The organism is Humidesulfovibrio sp. (assembly GCF_030689645.1).
In the GTDB taxonomy this organism is placed as follows: Bacteria; Desulfobacterota; Desulfovibrionia; order Desulfovibrionales; family Desulfovibrionaceae; genus Humidesulfovibrio.
The window spans coordinates 55,285-72,039 of sequence record NZ_JAUYFU010000059.1 but is presented as its reverse complement, the minus strand read 5'-3'; the positions used below and the strand labels follow the sequence as shown (position 1 = coordinate 72,039).

The 16,755-nt window shown below is 64.3% G+C and carries 14 protein-coding genes; 6 read left to right on the top strand and 8 right to left on the bottom strand.

The genetic code is table 11. The features are described from left to right. Positions 1–982: 982 nt before the first annotated feature. The 4 genes from Q8O35_RS09245 (at position 983) to Q8O35_RS09230 (ending at position 3,830) form a co-directional block, all read left to right on the top strand. Positions 983–1,288, top strand: coding sequence for a hypothetical protein (locus Q8O35_RS09245; RefSeq protein WP_305572513.1), 306 nt, complete (start codon positions 983–985; stop codon positions 1,286–1,288). 27 nt (positions 1,289–1,315) lie between these two features. Then, positions 1,316–2,080, top strand: a complete 765-nt coding sequence (locus Q8O35_RS09240; protein ID WP_305572511.1) for a hypothetical protein — start codon at positions 1,316–1,318, stop codon at positions 2,078–2,080. Next, positions 2,080–2,592, top strand: coding sequence for a hypothetical protein (locus Q8O35_RS09235; RefSeq protein ID WP_305572509.1), 513 nt, complete (start codon positions 2,080–2,082; stop codon positions 2,590–2,592). The genes Q8O35_RS09240 and Q8O35_RS09235 overlap by 1 nt, the downstream gene beginning before the upstream one ends. 842 nt (positions 2,593–3,434) lie before the next feature. Continuing rightward, entirely contained in the window at positions 3,435–3,830 is a 396-nt protein-coding gene (locus Q8O35_RS09230) for a hypothetical protein (RefSeq protein ID WP_305572507.1), read from the top strand. Positions 3,831–3,832: 2 nt separating this feature from the next. On the opposite strand, the gene Q8O35_RS09225 is transcribed toward Q8O35_RS09230, so the two are convergent. The 6 genes from Q8O35_RS09225 to Q8O35_RS09200 form a co-directional block, all read right to left on the bottom strand. Then, positions 3,833–4,069, bottom strand: a complete 237-nt coding sequence (locus tag Q8O35_RS09225; RefSeq protein ID WP_305572505.1) for a hypothetical protein — start codon at positions 4,067–4,069, stop codon at positions 3,833–3,835. Beyond that, complete coding sequence (locus Q8O35_RS09220; RefSeq protein WP_305572503.1) at positions 4,045–4,989, bottom strand: recombinase family protein; 945 nt, start codon at positions 4,987–4,989, stop codon at positions 4,045–4,047. The genes Q8O35_RS09225 and Q8O35_RS09220 overlap by 25 nt, the downstream gene beginning before the upstream one ends. Before the next feature lie 63 nt (positions 4,990–5,052). Beyond that, a complete protein-coding gene (locus Q8O35_RS09215; protein ID WP_305572501.1) occupies positions 5,053–5,559 on the bottom strand; it encodes a recombinase family protein in 507 nt (168 codons plus the stop codon). Between the two features lie 559 nt (positions 5,560–6,118). Continuing rightward, positions 6,119–7,462, bottom strand: coding sequence for a deoxyribodipyrimidine photo-lyase (locus Q8O35_RS09210; RefSeq protein ID WP_305572499.1), 1,344 nt, complete (start codon positions 7,460–7,462; stop codon positions 6,119–6,121). 3 nt (positions 7,463–7,465) lie between these two features. Beyond that, positions 7,466–9,124, bottom strand: a complete 1,659-nt coding sequence (locus Q8O35_RS09205) for a hypothetical protein (RefSeq protein WP_305572497.1) — start codon at positions 9,122–9,124, stop codon at positions 7,466–7,468. Positions 9,125–9,181: 57 nt separating this feature from the next. Further along, the gene (locus Q8O35_RS09200) at positions 9,182–10,153 is read right to left on the bottom strand and encodes a GGDEF domain-containing protein (protein ID WP_305572494.1); all 972 of its coding nucleotides are present in this window, start codon (positions 10,151–10,153) and stop codon (positions 9,182–9,184) included. Positions 10,154–10,239: 86 nt separating this feature from the next. Between Q8O35_RS09200 and Q8O35_RS09195 the strand changes: the two genes are divergently transcribed. Further along, complete coding sequence (locus tag Q8O35_RS09195; RefSeq protein WP_305572492.1) at positions 10,240–11,538, top strand: EAL and HDOD domain-containing protein; 1,299 nt, start codon at positions 10,240–10,242, stop codon at positions 11,536–11,538. Between the two features lie 51 nt (positions 11,539–11,589). Beyond that, positions 11,590–14,748: a hypothetical protein gene (locus Q8O35_RS09190; RefSeq protein ID WP_305572490.1), complete on the top strand. Its 3,159-nt coding sequence runs from the start codon at positions 11,590–11,592 to the stop codon at positions 14,746–14,748. A 104-nt stretch (positions 14,749–14,852) separates the two neighbouring features. Here Q8O35_RS09190 and Q8O35_RS09185 read toward each other — a convergent pair whose 3' ends face one another. Further along, positions 14,853–16,295, bottom strand: coding sequence for a UTP--glucose-1-phosphate uridylyltransferase (locus tag Q8O35_RS09185; RefSeq protein WP_305572488.1), 1,443 nt, complete (start codon positions 16,293–16,295; stop codon positions 14,853–14,855). A 204-nt stretch (positions 16,296–16,499) separates the two neighbouring features. Continuing rightward, a complete protein-coding gene (locus tag Q8O35_RS09180; protein WP_305572486.1) occupies positions 16,500–16,748 on the bottom strand; it encodes a hypothetical protein in 249 nt (82 codons plus the stop codon). Positions 16,749–16,755 lie beyond the last annotated feature (7 nt).

Here is a 16,755-nt window from a genome sequence, read left to right as displayed (position 1 = left end):
CCTTCCATACCAAACTGAGCCAAGCGCAGGTTATAATCGTCGCCCGAACCCTCAGACATTTTTTGTCCAGGGAGTCGCCCCTGTGAATTGTTAGGCCGAACAGGACCATGGCTCATCTACTTTTTTGCGAGGATATACTCTAAGCAACGAAAATATGATGATTCACAGGACAGGCTCAATGCTAAAAAAATTCCGAGTAGATGATACGACTATGGCTATTCCTCAACTCCAGCCATTAAGTAAGCACGGGAAGCCCTGCATTTGAATCCGTGAATCAAGTAATGTCGTCATCGCCCCCTCAGCTCCCTCTGAACCCGAGCGGAAAACGTCGCTCCCCCTCGCCGTCGCACAAATCATCTGCACGGCGCGCCAAGCGCTGGGGTCAAGCGAAAGCGCATCTGCGCGTGCTTGACGCCGGTGCTGCGCGCCGTATCGTGCCTTGGACGGCGTGGGGGTGCGCTCCGCGCTGCCTTCCCGTGCGCGCACTGGCCTGAGCACTTTGACCGCGCACTGACGTGCGCATTCTTCCGATACGATCCAACCCGCGAAGCCACTGATGGCGTCCGGTTTTGCTGCCACTCGAAGTGGCAGCAAAACCGGACAGAATTTCATTCCAGGCCCCCTGGGCGTTCCCTCCTCGCCCCCTCCGAAGTCTACGGCAAAATTTTTCTGCCCACTGAGCACAAATACCCTCCCACCTGCCCTTGCATTTATTCTTGGCCATGGCGCAGACTATCCTGTGACTCTGTTTTGTTTTGAGCTTCGGAGCCTCGTGTTTCGTGAACGGCCGTCTGCCAGACGGGAAGGCTGAAGTGCCCACCAACGGTTTCGAGATGACCATGAAGTCGCCCCACAGGCCCTGAACCGCTCGTGCCGGTCACATTCGGGCGAGCAGAACCACCGGACAGTCCAGTCCGCAAACCCGCTGCAAAAGGAGATACAGCGCAACATGGACCTGCGGAGTTGCTACCGCTGGCGCAGAATGACGCCGAAGGCGTTTCATGCGCAGATGCCGACAAGCTCGGCGCGCGAGCCTGGCTCGCAGAAAGAGCACACTACTCAACAAGAAGAGACGACCTGGCACCACGGAACGGACACGGAGCAGAACGGAGCGAATATGGGAACACAGCGTTGGCCGAAGTCGCTGCACTCGCAGGCGGAGGCGCTATTGGGCGGAATACGCGCCATCGGGCGGAAGAAAGGAGCTGTGGCCCCGCGCTTTATCCGGGGGCTGGGCACGTGGACCGTGTACCGGCGCGACATCCATAGCTTCGCCGAGTTATTTTAGCGCGCGGGGCAGCGCGACCTTCGCGATGTGCGTCGCGTCTCCGGTCTCGCCCGCGTCTACATCGCCAATAGAGGACAAGCGCTGCGTGGCGCCGAGGGGTCATTCCAAACGCTGGAGCGTGAAATTTCGGCGCTCACAAAGTTCTCTCACGCGCTGGACGTCTACGCCGAGCGCCACGCCGGCGAGTCGGCTGCGGACATCCGCACGGCTTTGACAGAAGAGAAGGTGCGCTGGCGCGAGGAGTTGGCGCCACGTTCCGGCGGCTACACTTCGCGCGCCTATCCCGACTTCGACGGCCTCTACGCCGCCATCTCCGATCCTGCGCTGCGCCTGCAAGCGCGCCTCATGGGCGAGACAGGGTGCAGAACAGAGGGCGTCGGCGCCCCAGCTCCCGGGAGCAATCCTCTTACGGTCGCGAACCTGCTCGGCATGGGCGCCGACCCGGTTTCTGGCGATGCCGTTGGCCGCATCATGGTCACCGAGAAGGGGGGCAAGCAGACCGAGCACTACGTGGGTGCGGGCACGTATCAAGCCCTGGCGGCTCATATCCAAGAGCACGGACAGCTGGCCCCGGGCTACCGGTCATTTTTGCGCGCCGTGGAGACTGCAGCGCGCCTCACCGGTCAATACGCGCCGGGCCGGGGCACCCATGGGCTCAAGTACAGCTTTGCGCAGACACGCATGCGCGAGGGCACCGAGGCCGGATTGTCATACGAGGCGGCAAAGCAGGCCGTGGCCGATGAGATTGCGCACAACCGCATGGACAGCGTTGACGTCTATTTGAGGGACTGATGATGGCGAAGCTTGCGGCACATCCATCCGGCCTGCACACGGCCAAAGAGCGGGAACGGGCTCTAAGCTGGCTCGCTGGACTTGCTGAAGTGGACCGTGAGCGCATCCTGGCTGACGCTTTCGCCGCGTGCGCTGCAACCACTTCGCACAGTGAACCAACTGCGGCCGCTCCGACTCCGTATGTCGCGCTGCTCGCCGCCATTCGCCGCTTCGGTTTCGACACGCTCAGGCGGCGCGGCTACCGCGCCGCAGGGCCGGAGCAGTTCGCCGACTTTGAGCGCGTGCGCGAGTCCCGCGCAAAGAACCTTGTACGCGAGCGACCGTCGCCTTTACGTGAGAAAGTGCTGCTGCGATGGGCCATGGTCAAGGAGCTGCACAGCCTGGGCCTCGGCTTCCGGCTTATCGCCCGCTACTTTTCACAGCAGCTCCGCATCCCCGTGTCGCCGTCTTGCCTGCGCAAGATGTGGCAGGCCTTCGGCCAAGATGGCGCAGATGGCCGGGACATGCCATAAGCGCCGCACTGCCCGCCCGATGTCGCACCTGCTCAACCTCTTTCCTGGCTTCCCATAGCCGCCGCTCTCCTCCTTCGGGCCGCAGGAGCGGCGCTCCTGTTCGTGCTGTCGAAAAGGCGCGCTTACGATTCGTCGGCGCCGTCGGGAAAGGGCTGCCCGTGCCCTGAGACATGGGCACGGCGTCTCGTGCGACTGCGTCCGCGAAGGCGCTGGCGCCGCACGCCGGGGCTGCAGTCCGGCCTGCCACCTCCAGCCTTTCCGGCAGGCTGGACAAGCCCCTCATACTGTTCCGCTGAACCTTCTTCGCCGCAAGTCGGTTTTTCTGGAACGCAAGCTTCAAACTGCGGCTTGGAGTGACGGAGAGCTGCGGTTTGCGACCAGCCTTGCGTTGCCTTGTCCAAGCCGGTGAAACTTTTAAAGTGACCTCTTGAAAGTCCTAAGCATTTCAGACACTCGAAGAGGTGCTATATCGGATCTATCTGGCTAGACTTTAACGCCATTTCAAGAGAGATCATGGTCCCTTTCACCTCCAGCCAAAGGAGCCGCCATGATCCACATTTACGCTCTCGTCACCATCAGCAAAGCCATTGTGCTGTCCGGTCTCTCACGCCGCACAGGAAAGCCCTGCCGCGTCGTGTCCATCCACCATGAGGAGGTGGCGCTGGAGGGCTGCCTGGACCCTCGCGGCCATGGGTTCCATGCCGCATTGCACAACATCAGCACCGTTACGCGACGCGTGCTCGATTTGCCGACGGCGGTGGACTTTCGCATCGGCAGTCCCAGCGCAGTCTACTACTCCTTATCGACGGGGGACTCCGTGGAGTTGATCGGCGGATGGGGTGATGCCCACAAGTATTGTCCAAGAAACAGAAGAGCGCCTCGCGCAAACGTGGGGCGAAGGCTGGCGGCCGGACGCGATATCGGAAGAAGCCTTGAGCATGGCGGAGAAGATTGCGCAGATCAGCAAGCCCAGGAAATACGTCCCGGTCACCCCGGAGCTCGTTCGCCTGGCCGCAAAGAAGCCACTGCTGCACAGCACGGGCGTGCCGTGGGATTACGCACCCACAACCGGCTACCTTGGCCGCAAAATTTGGCGCAACGGCCTCACTCGTGAAGGGATCGCTGTGCCGCCGGATGACTGGGCCGTTGCCAATTTCTCACCGAACACGACAGGAGCGCTAAAATTCCACTCTTGGCGATGCAGTAAAGAAGCCGCCGGGCGAATACCCGGCGGCTAAACTTACGCGGTGCTTCTCTCGTTTTCCCTGGCTGTGGCCGGATCCTCTTCCTGCCCCAGCCTCCACTCCGCCCGCCCGGCAAAAAACCGCGCGATGGCCGGCTTGCCGGAAGGCGCCTTCAGCCCTTGTTCGATGCGCGTCCATTCCTTGTCGGCGAGCTCGTACATCGTGCCACATTTCAGGACGATTTTGACGGTGTGGTCCGGGCCGCACGTCACGCTCTTGATGACGCTTCGCATCTGCAAGCGATGCGCGCCCGGCGCGAATACACCGCCTCGTTGCTCATGTCGATGGAGGCAGGCAGGCCAGTATCGGCGTCCGTACGCTCCCGGAATTGCGTGGAGTCTTCCGCCGCTTGCCGCGCTGCTGTGGCTTCCGCGCGCGCCTTGGCCAGCTCGGCGCGGAGGATGAGCCGTTCTTGCTGCAACTCGGTGAGTTGTTGTGCAATCTCTTCCATGGCTGCTAGCGCATGGTCTTTGAGCAACACCATGAGCTTTTGGATCGAGACGGCCACATGCTCCAGCTGCGCCTCAAGGGCGGCAATGCGCTTCGCGTGCTGTGTCAACGCGGCAGCGTGAATGCCGACGGCGGCGACGATGTTGCGGTTATTGAGTGCGTCTGAGAGCACAAAATTCCTGAGATACAGGTAGTTGATGTACCGGTGGTTCGAACAGCCGTGCCCCGCGTGCGCAGAGTTGCAGGTGAGGTAGTGCGCCCATGGCCGGAGGCCGCTTTTTCTCGTCTTATCCACGGTGGCGTTGTGATAGCCCATGGTCCTGCCGCAGACCGCGCAACGAGTCAATTTTTGGAAGAGGTTGGCGAACTTCATTCCTTTGCGGCCGCGCTGGCCTTTTTTGCGGAGGAACGCCATGTCCTGAACGCGCTCGAACAACGCGGGGGCAATGATCTCGGGGTAGGAGCCCATGATGACTTCTTGTTTTTTAATACCGTCCTCGTCCTTGAACTCGGCGGCGTATTCTCCAACAACAGCCCGATCGCACAGAAGTTTATTGATGTAACTTTCGTGCCACACGGGCTTGCGCGTGTTCCAAGCGGGGATGCCCTCTCTGTGCAGAGTCCGAACGATGACACCGCGCCCATACCCTCCCACGTACATCTCGAAGACCCGGCGGACAAGCTGTGCGCGCTCCTCGAGCACATGGAGCTTGCCGTCTTGGACTTCGAGCCAGCGCGGGCATTGGCTCGTCGCGATGACACCTTTCTAGGCCAACTTGCGTTTCGTATGCCAATTTGCGCTGGAACGGATGGACTTGTGCTCGCTCTCGCTGTTTGAGCGCATCATGTCCGCAAGGAGGGGGAAGAACGCTGCGTACGTCGCAAGGTCCAGGATCGTGTTTTGCGCCGTGAGCCCGATTCTGACACCGTGCTGGGTGATGTTCAAAAGGAGCAGAAGGGCTTGGTTCACACGGTCGCGAGTCAAACGGTCCAAGGATTCGGCGACAAGAACCGAGCCCGGCAGAATTTCACCGTTTTCGATGCGCTGGAGAAAGCGTCCGAGCTCGTCCGTCAGCGCGTTGTCGCCCCGGAAAGCCGACACGCCGATGTCCTGCAGCAGTTCGGAGAACTGCAGGCCATGGTTATCGACGAATTTCATGGCAGCTTCGTGCTGCCGCCGCTCGCCGCCGTCCCACGCTTGGCTCTGGGACGATAGTCGAATATACGCGTATGCTTGTGACTCTGGTGGTGGGAGTGGGTGTATATTTTTCATAAGAGCACACTCCGCTGCGTTTTTTCATGACGCCAGGACTTTTGGGGGGGGCAGAGAGCGCCTGGCGAGGCTGTTTTCGACAACGTGCAGTGATTGTTGCGAAGTTTTATTTTCTTTGGGTAGTATAATTGTTGCCAGCATCCCGCCAGAGGGCATGCGCCCTCTGGACTCCCCATGCTCGCCGGGTCGCCCGGTCCGCTAAGCCGGACCAGACGACCCGGCGAGGGTGCTTCCGGCAGACGCGGCAGAGGCGAAGGGAGCCGCAGGTCTGTGAACTCCCACAATTTCCGGCGCGGGCGGCACGACGAAGACGTTGCGCCGCCCGCGCCGTGCCAATTGAAGGGAAGCGCCCGTTTGGGGAGGGGGGGCACTGGAGATGGGCCCACTCTGATATTTCATAGCTCTCGCTGGTGATGCTGCGGGAAACATCCTCTGCCCGACACCTCCGCAAGCGAAAGGGCCAGGGCCGAGTTCCATTCGGCCCTGGCCCTTTCGCTTGCCATGAGGTGGTCTGGGGGGAATCATTCCCCCCAGAAAAAATATTCTCTTCCCCCTCCGGCTACACCAGCCTTGGCCGCGTCCAGTGGTCGACAAAGGTCTTCACGTCGAATTTCTTCGCGGCCCCGCCTGCGGTCATGGAGCGCACGGTGCCGAACACGGCGCGTTCTGGCCAGGGCCGGTCATGCGCGCCGCCGATGCTCCAGGCGGCCCCGGCGTACCCGTTCACGTCGCGGCCATCCAGGGACAGGGTGTCGTTCAGGCGCAGCACGCGAGCCAGGGCGGTCTCTGCATCCGGCGACCAGAGCAGGATCTGTTTGGCCCAGTACATGCGCAGCCAGCCGTGCATGTGCCCGGTGGCGATGAGCTGGCGCTGGGCGGCGTTCCAGAGGGGGTCGGGCGTGGCTGCGGCGTCGAGCTGGCTCTCCGAGGCGAGGAAGGGGCGGGGATCGCCCTGGTGCTTGGCCAGGGTGGCGCGGGCCCAGGCAGGAAAGGCCTCGATGGTGTCGTAGTGGGGGGTGTGCAGACAGAAGTTCTCGGCCAGCTCGCGCCGCACGATGAGCTGCTCCAGGAAGGCCTCGCGGGCATCAGTGGGTGCGCTGCTGGTGGCCAGCACGGCCAGGGCCATGCGCTGGGCCGAGATTTGCCCGAAGTGCAGGTAGGGCGACAGGCGCGAGGAGGCAGGCTCCAGCGGCGTGTTGCGGTCATCGGCGTAGCGGGGCAGGCCGTTGCGCAAAAAAAGTTTCAGGGTGTGCAGCGCGGCGGCTTCGCCGGGGGGAAAGTGCTCGGGCGGCGGCCCGAATTCGGCCAGCAGGGCGGGCCAGTCAACGGATGGGATGTGCGCTGGCCAGGGCTGGGTCTGCGGAGCCAGGGCAGGGAATGGATCGAGAAACTCCGGCAGCAGGCGCTGGATCTTTGGGCGGATGGTGCGCGCCATGTATTCGGCTTTGTCTGTGGCGCGGCGCGCGGGCACCACGTTGCGGCCATCCACTTCGATGGCCGGGCAGTCGAGGTCGGCCAGCAGCTCGGCTAGCCAGGCGCGTTTTGGCTTTGTGGGATCGCTGTCTGTGACGATGAGCCCGGCTCTGATGTGGCTGGCGAAATCGGCCACGGCTAGGCCTGGTTCGCCGCGCAAAAACGCAAAGGGGATGCCCAGTCTGGCCAGGGTTGTTGCGGTTTCATGCAGGCCGTGCGCCAGGAAGGAGAAGTGGGCGGCGGCGGCCAGGGGGTAACGCCGGGCCAGGCAGAACACTACGGCCAGAGGCTGGCCGCGTTGCTGCGCCAGCTCCTGCGCATGCAGCAGCGCCCAGTTGTCGTGGGCGCGCAGCTCGCGGTGCATCCAGTAGAGCACAGGCCCGGGCTGTTGTGGTCTGTTGTGGACCAGCCTGGCGCGCGCGGGATGCATGGACTACTCGGCCTTGGCCACGGCTTGGCGCTGGCGCAGGATGGACAGGCCCCAGGGCACGGCCAGGAGCAGCAGGGTTCCGCCCCAGGCCAGGGCAGCCGGGTTGGCCAGGGTCTCCTTGAGCGGAATGACCACGGCCCCGACCAGGAAGGTGCCCACCAGCAGCCATTCCTCGCGGGGCGATCCCACGGGCCGCGGCAGTTCGCGCGTGGCCAGAAGCCGCACGATCATGCACAGGGCTATGGGCAGGAACTGGGCCACGCGGAAGTCTCGGTAGCGCGGATCCACCAGCAGCCCGAAGGTGAGGGCGAGGGCGGCCAGGCCGAACACGAGGTCCAGAAGGCCAATGAGGTCCACGCGGTTTCTGAGGTTCAGCCGGAAGGTGCGCAGGGCCTCCAGCCGGGCGATTACCGGGGTGAGCGGTTTTGGGCCTGCGCCGCCGGAGGCCAGATCGGCCAGCTCGGTGAACACCAGCAGGCAGAGCAGCGCGCCGCCGCCGGTCATGAGGATGCCGCCGATGACCCCGGCTGCGCCGAAGGCCAGGCGCAGGCTCTGCTCGGCGCTTACGGCCAGCATGGTGGCCAGGCTCTGGGCCGCCAGGCACAGGAGCGCGGTGCGGCTGAAGCCGCGCGGGGGCCGCAGGCGCAGGGCCAGGCCCGCCAGCAGGGCGGCGAAGGCCGAGGACGCCAGGAAGGCTTTGGGCCAGTATGGCTTCTCGCTCACTGGCCCGGTCAGGGGAAACTTGATGTGGCGGTTTACGTCGATGATGCCCCAGTTGCCGCCAACCGTGCCTTCCTGCCCGAACTTCCAGGGCTCGTCGAAGAGCTCGAACAGGTTGAAGTCGATGTTCTGCTCTTCGGCGGTGTTGATGATCTGGCGCACGAAGCGGGCCTGGGCCACGAGGCCGGGCACCGCGCCCTGGCGCACGCGGCCTGCGCTGGGCCAGCCAATTTCGCCGATGAGGATGGGCTTGCCGGGGTAGGCCCGGGCAATTGCGGCGTGGGCATGCAGCATGTGCTCAACAATGTGGTCGAGGGGAGTTGGGTTGTTCTCCCAGTAAGGCAGCACATGGATGGTCAGGGAGTCCACCTCCTTGGCCACCTGCGGGTACAATAGCCAAAATTCCCATACGTCAGCGTAGGTCACGGGCTGCTTGATGGCGGCCTTGACCCTGCGGATGTAGTCGATGAGCAGCTCCGGGGTGATCTCGCGGCGCAGCAGCACCTCGTTGCCCACAACAACGCGCTCCACCGTGTCGGGATAGTCGTTGGCGGCCTTGATGAGCCCGGCGATTTCCTTCTCGTTGGACTCCAGATTGGCCCCAACCCAGGCCCCCAGGATGACCTTGAGCCCGTGCTTTTGGGCCAGCTCCGGCACCGGCGCGAACTGGTTGGTGTTGGAATAGGTGCGGATGCGGTCAAAGTGCTTGGCCGCCACGGCCATGTCCTCTTCCAGTTGCCCCCGCGTGAAGGACGCGCCAAAGGGGCTTTGCCCCACCCGGTACGGGCTGAAGGAGGCGCTCTTGATGCGCGGGGTCTTGGCGTCGGGAATATCCTGCGGGCGGCCCTGGGCCCACCAGAAGACGAAGTTCAGGGCCACGGCCGCAGCCAGGGCCACAAGAGCCGTGGCCAGAGCGGCCAGGGCATTGGTGGTGGGTCGCATGAAAACCTCCGCAAAGGACTTGCCGTCCCCGGGAGCGGGGAGCAGCGCCCCCCAGGCCTACCTGTTCGCGTCCTGGGATTCAAGTCCCTTGGTGCAGGCCGGATCGTCCGCAGCGGTTGCGGCGGGCGCGAGCACGAAGCGGTTCTTGCCGCTGCGCTTGGCGCTGTACATGGCCTTGTCGGCCAGGGCCATGAGTTCGCCGGGAGTTTCCGCAGCGGACGGGGCCAGTGCGACGCCCAGCGACGCGCCGACGCGCACCTCCCGGCCATCGATGCACACGGGCAGGTTCACGGCGGCGAGGATCTCGTTCGCCAGGCGCTCGGGCTCATGGGTCTCGCAGGGCCAGGTTTCCAGCAGCACAAATTCGTCGCCCCCAAGACGCACGCACCTGTCGGGCAGGGCGGCGCAACGGCGCAGGCGCTCGGCCACGGTTTGCAGCAGCACGTCTCCGGCCTGGTGCCCCAGGGTGTCGTTGACGGTTTTGAATCCGTCCAGGTCGACGAAATACAGGCCCAGCACATGGCGGCGCTCCAGGGCGCCCCCCACCAGCTTGGGCAGTGCATCCTTAAGGAACAGGCGGTTAGGCAGGCCTGTGAGGGTGTCGTGGTAGGCGGCGTGGTGCAGGTCGTGGACGTCGCTCAAGTCTTTGACGATGCAGTAGAAAGCCGCAGTGTCCGGAAAATAGATGACATTCCAGTTGAAGCGCTTGAACTGGCCCGCTCCGCAGCGGAAACGGAAATCAAAGGTGGTGCTGGCCGCATCGCTTGTGATAAGATCCTGAAAGGCGGCCAGGACACGTTCGCGGTCGTCGAAGTCCATGAACTCCAGGAGATACTGCCCGCGCAAAGCCTCGGGCCACAGCCCGGTGGAGCGCTGCCAGGCGGAATTGGCGGCCAGGATACATCCGTCCATATCCAAGGCTACGGCCATGTCGTAAGACAGAGCCATCCAGGCGTAGCGTTCTATGTGGAAGAGCCGTGAGATGAGTTCGGGACCGGCCCCTTCCTCTAGCAGTTCCTTTACATTCATAGAACGACTCGATAGCATTTGTTCTCTGGTAAGTCTATGTTCATGTGAAAATCGTTATAACTGACACCACTGCGCGGAGCGAGTCGATGGCATCCCAATCGCACTATGAAACCTTGTTTGTTGCGCGCCAGCCGGTGTTGGATGATGCGCTTAACACATGGGGATACTTTCATTATTATCGCCGGTGCCTTGAGCATACCTACTCGGAGTTTTCCGATCCGCTCCAGGCCACGCTTTCGGTCATCCAGTGCCTGCCCGCCTGCATGGACACGTGCGCGCAGCCCCACAAGGCATTGATACATCTGCCGCCGCAGGCGCTCATGACTGGCATCCCAAAGGCCTTGGGCGCGGGCTGCGTCATGCCCGTCCTGGCCCCCTACTCCGTAGACGACCCCAGGTATTTCGACTCCCTGCGTGCGCTGAAGGCCGAGGGCTACCAGTTGGCCCTGGACATGCACCACCCCTATGACCTGGACAACCCGCTGTTGGATGTTGCGCACACAGTGATTCTGGACATGCGCGCGCCTGAGCTGCTGAACGGCGAGCTTTACAGCACCGTGCACGCCCTGCGCAAACGCGGCTATGTGCTGCTGGCCAAGCGCGTGGAGACGCATGAGGCCGCCGCCCTGGCCCGGCAGCTTGGTTTTTCCCTTTTCGCGGGGCACTTCTTCCGCGAGCCAGTGACCCTGGCCCAGCGCAAGATCTCTGCCGCAGAGTCCACGCGCTTGACTCTGCTGGACCTGCTTTCCCGAACGGAACCACCCACGGATCAGCTGGTCATGGCTATCGAGGTCGACGCCTCGGTGTCGTACCGGGTGCTCAGCATGCTTAATTCCGCCCACTTCGGGCTTCTGAAGAAGGTCAGCTCCGTGCGTCAGGCGGTGGTCATGGCCGGCTGGCTGCAACTTGCGGCGTGGCTGCGCGTCATGGTCCTGGGCGACGTGACGCCCTCCACCAAGGCTCGGGAGCTTCTGCACCTCTCGGCCCAGCGCGCCAAGTTCTTCGAGCTGCTGGCCGTGGCCTCGGACCGCCGCGCACAGGCCGACAGCCTCTTTCTGCTGGGGCTGTTCTCCCTTCTGCCCGCCATGCTCGACATGCCCATGCAGACGATTCTGGACAAGCTTTCCCTGGAAGATGACCTTTACGCAGGCCTTTGCGGCCGGGAAAGCAGCTACACCACCTGGCTGGCCATGGCCCAGGCCATTGAGGACACCCGCTGGGACGACATGGCCCAGTGCGCCCTCGACCTGGGGCTGCCCACAGGCTCTGTGGCCACGGCCTACAATGCCTCCTTCCAGTGGGCCGACACCCTGCTGATGGCCATGCCGCACCACCAGCCGGGCCACGGCCATTCCGGCACGGGGTTCGGTGGCAACGGCGTCTAAGCATGCTGCGCCTGTTCCTTGCGAGCGCCGCCCTGATTCCAGAGGTGCCCCATGGCCCAAGCGCCTGACCAAGACGCCACGGCCCTGGCAGGGCTTGCGGCCGCCAACGGGCCTTGGCTGGCTGCGCGCCTGCATCGCTTGGCAGAGCTCGCGGGACAGCACCTGGACCCGGACGTGGTGGACGCCGCCGTGGAAGGCGCTTCGCGAGTGCTGGGGCAGGTCATGGCGGCGGAAGGCCGCCCGGCAGAACATTTGGGCGAGGCCGACGACCCTGCTGTTGTTTTAGGGAGCGAACAGGCCCTGAGCCATCAGCAGGCCGGTCTTTCCATGCCTGAGTCTCTCAAGGTGCAGCGCCTGCTGCGCCGCGCCTATGATGATCTTGTCCGCGAATCCTGGGTGGAGAGAGATACCCGCGCCCGCGCCCACGAGGACGTGGAGCGGTTCTTTGAACGCGCCCTGGCTGGACTGGTGTCGGCCTGGACAGGGCAGGTAATGGCCCCGCCCAAGGCCGACGAGTCCCAGGCCGAGCTTTTGGCGCAGCGCGAGGAGCAGCTGCGCCGCACCAGGGAGACCGCCCAGAAGCTGACCCTGGCGGCGCGCAACGAGCGTGACCGTGCTGACGCCTTGGAGGTTGAGCTCGCACAGGCTAAAAGCCGGACGGTTCAGAGCCTCGCCAAACTCAAGACGGAATTTGTATCAATCCATGCCAGGGCTCTGGAAAAGATGCGGGCCGAGGCGCAGGCCCAGGCCCAGGCCGAAAGGCAGGCCCTGAATGAACATGTGCGCGGGCTGGAGATTGAGCGTGACCTTTTGGCCGGGCGTTTGGCCGAAGCCGAGCAGGCTCAGGCGGCCAGCGCAGAGTTGGAGACGGCCTGCAGGGAGGCGGCGGCTGGCCTGATCCAGGCTCGCCACGAAGCGGATCAGGCTCAGGCCGAGGTTGAACAGCTCCGGGCGGAGCTGCAGAAGCGTGAGCTGGAGGCTGCGAGCCTTCAGAGTGAGGCCGCTCGGGCGTCTGAGGCAGCCCAGGCGGTTGAGGCAGCCGGGGTCGACATCGGGCCGCTGCGTGACGAATTGCGCCAGTTGCGCCAGACTCATGCCGCCCTGGCCGACGAGGCCGAGGCCATGCGCGCCCGTCTGGCCGAAACCGGGTCGCGTCTGGCCGTGGTGCGTCTGGCCGAGGGCGAGGAGAATCTTGCGCGCCTGCATCGCGCCACCGAGGAGCTGGCCCAGGCCAGGGAGCGCGTGGCGTCCCTGGAAGAGCAGTTGGCCCAGGCCAGCCAGGAGCGGCTTGAAGGCCAGGAACGCATGGCCGCCTTGGAAGAGCAATTGGCCGAGCGCGAGGCGGCGCATCTGGCCGAGGGCATCCGCGCGGCAGGCGAGGCCCAGGACCGGCTGGACGCCCAGGCGCGGACCAATGCGGAGCTTGCCGCCCGCGCCGAAGCCCTGGAAGCCGCGCGCACAGATCTCGCCGAGCAGTTGAAGCTTGCCGCCGAGCAGCTTGAACAGACGGGTGCGCAGCAGGACGCGCTGCTGGCCGAGGCCCGCGCCCGCATCCAGGCCTTGGAGGCCGAACGGCTTCAGGCATTGGCCGAGGCCGAGGCCCTGGCCGTGCGGCTCAAGGAAGCCGAAACGCAGGTGGTCCGGCTTGCCGAGGACCAGAAGGGCATGGCCGCAGAACTATCCCTGGCCCAATCCCGCGCAGTCCAGGCCGATGCCCAGGCCCAGGCTCACATTCAAACCCTTGAATCCCAGCGCGCCGAGCTCGACGCCCAGACTGAGCAGCTCAAGAAAGCTGAGGCGCAGGTGGTCCAGCTTGCCGAGGAACTCGTGGAATCCGCAAGGGCGCTTAATGCAGCCCGGGCGCGCACCGAGGAGTCCGAAGCCGACGCCCAGACCAGGGCCGAAAACCTGGCTGTCCAGCGCGCCGAGCGCGACGGCCTGGCTGAACGGCTCGAGGAAGCCGAAGCACAGGCTGTTCGGCTTTCCGAAGAGCTTTTCGCAGCCAGGGAACAGCTTGCCGCCAGCGATATCCAGCGCATGGGCGCCGCGCGCCGCGCTGAGGATGCTTTGGCCCAGGGCGGCGAGGCCGTGCTTGAGGCCAAGGCCCAGATCAAGGCCTGCCTGGACGAGCAGGCCGCCGCACGTGAGGCCGGAGCCAGGCTCTTGGCCGCGCACTTGGAGCTCACCCCGGACGCCGTGGCCGCCATTGACGCGGCTGGCGTCATCAGCGCCTGGAACAAGCGCTTTGGCGCGCTTTTCGAGCTGACCGAGGCGGAATTGGCCCAGGGCATGGAAGCCGTGCTGCCCCTGCTGGCGGAGCGCATCCAGCGGCCCGAAGCCTTTGTGTCACGCGTGGGGGAGCTGCTGGCCTCGCCCTATCTGGCCGAGGACGGCATGCCTCTCGCCACCATCCGGGGCGAAACCCTGGTGTTCCGCAGCGCCCCCGTGAAGCCTCCGGAGGGGGATGGCGAGGAGAACGGGGGTCAGCGGCTTCTGCACTTCCGCGACGTAAGCCTGGAGCACGACATGGAGCAGTTGCTGCGGGAGATTGAGGGGAGCACCCGCGCCGAGCTCGGCCAGCCCCTCACGGCCTTTATCCACATGCCGCAGGAGCTGCTGGACGACCCGTCGATCACCCCGGATCAGGCCAAGAAACTGGCGGTGATCCGCGACTCCGGCTACCGCATCGTCAACACGGTGAACATGGCCGTGGATATCTTTCGCATGGAGCGTGGCCTGTACCACTCCACCCCTGGCCGCAGCCTGGATCTGGCCGTGGCGGCCCGCCGCGCCGCCAGGGACGTCGCTCCCCTCGCCGCCGTCCGGCGTGTGAACATCGTTCTGCTGCTGGACCAGGAGCCCCTGCCGCCTGATGCCAGCCTGCCCGCGCCCGGCGACCCAATTCTGGCCCATGCCCTGGCCGTGAACCTGCTGCGTGACGCCCTGGAGGCCGCTCCGCGCGGGTCCGTGGTCAGCGCGGCGTTGCGCCAGGAAGGCTCAGGCCTGCGCCTGGAGATCACCCGGCCTGGGGCCTTGGATGCGGATGGGCTGTCCGCCTACTTTGACAAGCCCCTGAGCCAGGCGCCGGACCACGGCCTGCGTCGCGCCCGCCATGCGGCCCAGCTCATCGCCCGAAATCTGGGCAGCAGCCTGGACGTCCGCTCCGCAGAGAACGCTGGCGTAACCGTGAGCCTGCTCCTGCCCGCTTAGAAAATCACCGGACCCCGGCAAAAAGAAAGAGGCCAAAGGGATTTCTCCCTTTGGCCTCTGATTGCTTCCAGCGTGGGTGCGGGCTGCGGCTTGCCGCCCCTGCTCTAGCCGTACAGCACTTCGCCTTCCAGCTGCGTGCCGTCGGGCACCTTCACCTGCTTGCGCGACCGGTTGATGATGCGCGTGGCGCCGCTGATGCGCACGTTCTTGCCAAAGCGCACATCGCCGTGCACCTCCAGGCGCTCGCAGTCGATGAGCGAAGGCGCGCCTTTGGGGAAACGCTCTTGAAACATGTCTATTTTCTTGTAGAACTTCTGGTCGAGCGCGATGCTTGGCATGGCCGTGGTGCGCAACGGGTTCTGCTCTATGGTTTCGAGCTTGGTGCGCAGATAGCAGTCGCTCATGACCAGGAGCAGATCCTGCGTGGTCTTCACCGGCGCGAAGCGCGTGCGCGGCACAAGCACTGCCCGCGCGTTCTCAAAGGCGCTGATGGCCGAGCCCATGGCGGTTTCGACCTGGAGCACCGGCGGGGAATCCGGGTCGCGCGGGTCCAGGGTTTTGGGATTCAGGATCAGGTCCAGCGGCATCATGAGGTTTTCGACAAAGACCTGTTCCAGCACCTTCAAATCCACCCAGAGAGAGTTTGTGTTGAAGTAGAGATACTTGTCGATGTCGGCAAAGTCCTCCAGCTCGTTGTCCGGGCACTGGGCCAGTTCGCGCAGCATGAGCCTGCTGCCGAGGTTGATCTTGGCTAAGTGCCCGCCCTTGCGGTCCAGGTGGGTGCGCCGCGCCACCTCCATGAGGAAGGGCAGCTTCTCTTGCGCAATGTAGCCGAGCAGGCGCGAGTCCATCACAGCGCCCAGGTTGTCGGAGTTGGAGATGAAGGCGTAGCGGTAGCCGCTCTTCAAAAGTTTGGCCAAGAGGCCGGAAGTGACCAGGGCGGTGTACACATCGCCGTGGCCGGGCGGGTTCCATTCCAGCTCCGGGTTGCCGGGCCAGTCGGCCGGGGAGAGGTCCGCCTCCACGATCTTGGGATACATGTGCTGCACAAAGGCCAGCGGGATGCCCGTGTCGCCGTTGTCCAGCCCCTCCACCTTGAGCATGGTGTCGCGGTGGGTCTTGAAGCTGTTCATGAAGGTCAGCGGCAGGGGGGACTTGTATTTTTTGCGCAGCACCTTGGCCTGGCGCACGATGATGTCCAGAAAGGTGTGGCCGTCCTTCACGGGGATGAGGCTCTTGGCGCGCTCAAGCCCCATGCTGGTGCCCAGGCCGCCATTGAGCTTGATGACCACGGTCTGCGACAGCGCTTCGCGCCCGGCGTCGGAATACGCTTCCAGGCTCTCGTATGCGGGCACGTCGCCCTCAAGCAGCGGGGATATGTCGGATTGGCAGGTTTTGCCCTGCGCGCCCTGTATTATCTGCGTGTAGTAGCACTTGAATACGTTGATGACGATGGACGGGATGCGGCGCTCTTCCATCTTGAGGGCGAAGGGCTTGAACATGGTGTGGACCGCAGGGTCCTGCGCCGTAAGGCAACTGATCTTCATGTAGGCTCCATGAGGGGCGGTGCGGCCCGGCCTGGGTTTATCCACCATCCCAACTATAGGCGTAAGGCTGGGGAAATGGCAAGCGGAGCGCCTGCCCGCCGGGTTTGCCGGCAAGGGCGGGCGCGAAAAGGCCCGGCGCAGGAGGGTATCCTGGCCGGGCCCGGGCAAGGGAACCCGCCGACGGAGGGCGGCGGCGCCCAGCCCTTACGCGAGGAGGCCGGTGGTGGCGTTGCCGCCGGAAACGCTGGCGACCAGGCCGTCGAGCACCGGCAGGGCGCCGAAGCCGCTGACGGTCAGGATCATGTCGCCGCTGGAAAGGTTGTACTCAGCAATAGCGTTGTTGAAGTAGCCGCTGGCGCTCACCGCAGCCACGGCGTCGGCGGTGCGGTAGAGGAACAGCTGCTGGCCAGGCACGCCGCCCATGAGGCGCATGGTGGTGGAGTCGTAGGTCATGGCATCT

Excerpts from the sequence above, each read along its gene's own strand:
- Q8O35_RS09245 (WP_305572513.1), top strand. The coding sequence starts at position 983 with ATGACGCCGAAGGCGTTTCATGCGCAGATGCCGACAAGCTCGGCGCGC.
- Q8O35_RS09215 (WP_305572501.1), bottom strand. The coding sequence starts at position 5,559 with ATGAAAAATATACACCCACTCCCACCACCAGAGTCACAAGCATACGCG.
- Q8O35_RS09210 (WP_305572499.1), bottom strand. The coding sequence starts at position 7,462 with ATGCATCCCGCGCGCGCCAGGCTGGTCCACAACAGACCACAACAGCCC.
- Q8O35_RS09225 (WP_305572505.1), bottom strand. The coding sequence starts at position 4,069 with ATGCGAAGCGTCATCAAGAGCGTGACGTGCGGCCCGGACCACACCGTC.
- Q8O35_RS09230 (WP_305572507.1), top strand. The coding sequence starts at position 3,435 with ATGCCCACAAGTATTGTCCAAGAAACAGAAGAGCGCCTCGCGCAAACG.
- Q8O35_RS09235 (WP_305572509.1), top strand. The coding sequence starts at position 2,080 with ATGATGGCGAAGCTTGCGGCACATCCATCCGGCCTGCACACGGCCAAA.
- Q8O35_RS09205 (WP_305572497.1), bottom strand. The coding sequence starts at position 9,124 with ATGCGACCCACCACCAATGCCCTGGCCGCTCTGGCCACGGCTCTTGTG.
- Q8O35_RS09180 (WP_305572486.1), bottom strand. The coding sequence starts at position 16,748 with ATGACCTACGACTCCACCACCATGCGCCTCATGGGCGGCGTGCCTGGC.
- Q8O35_RS09185 (WP_305572488.1), bottom strand. The coding sequence starts at position 16,295 with ATGAAGATCAGTTGCCTTACGGCGCAGGACCCTGCGGTCCACACCATG.
- Q8O35_RS09190 (WP_305572490.1), top strand. The coding sequence starts at position 11,590 with ATGGCCCAAGCGCCTGACCAAGACGCCACGGCCCTGGCAGGGCTTGCG.
- Q8O35_RS09195 (WP_305572492.1), top strand. The coding sequence starts at position 10,240 with ATGGCATCCCAATCGCACTATGAAACCTTGTTTGTTGCGCGCCAGCCG.
- Q8O35_RS09200 (WP_305572494.1), bottom strand. The coding sequence starts at position 10,153 with ATGAATGTAAAGGAACTGCTAGAGGAAGGGGCCGGTCCCGAACTCATC.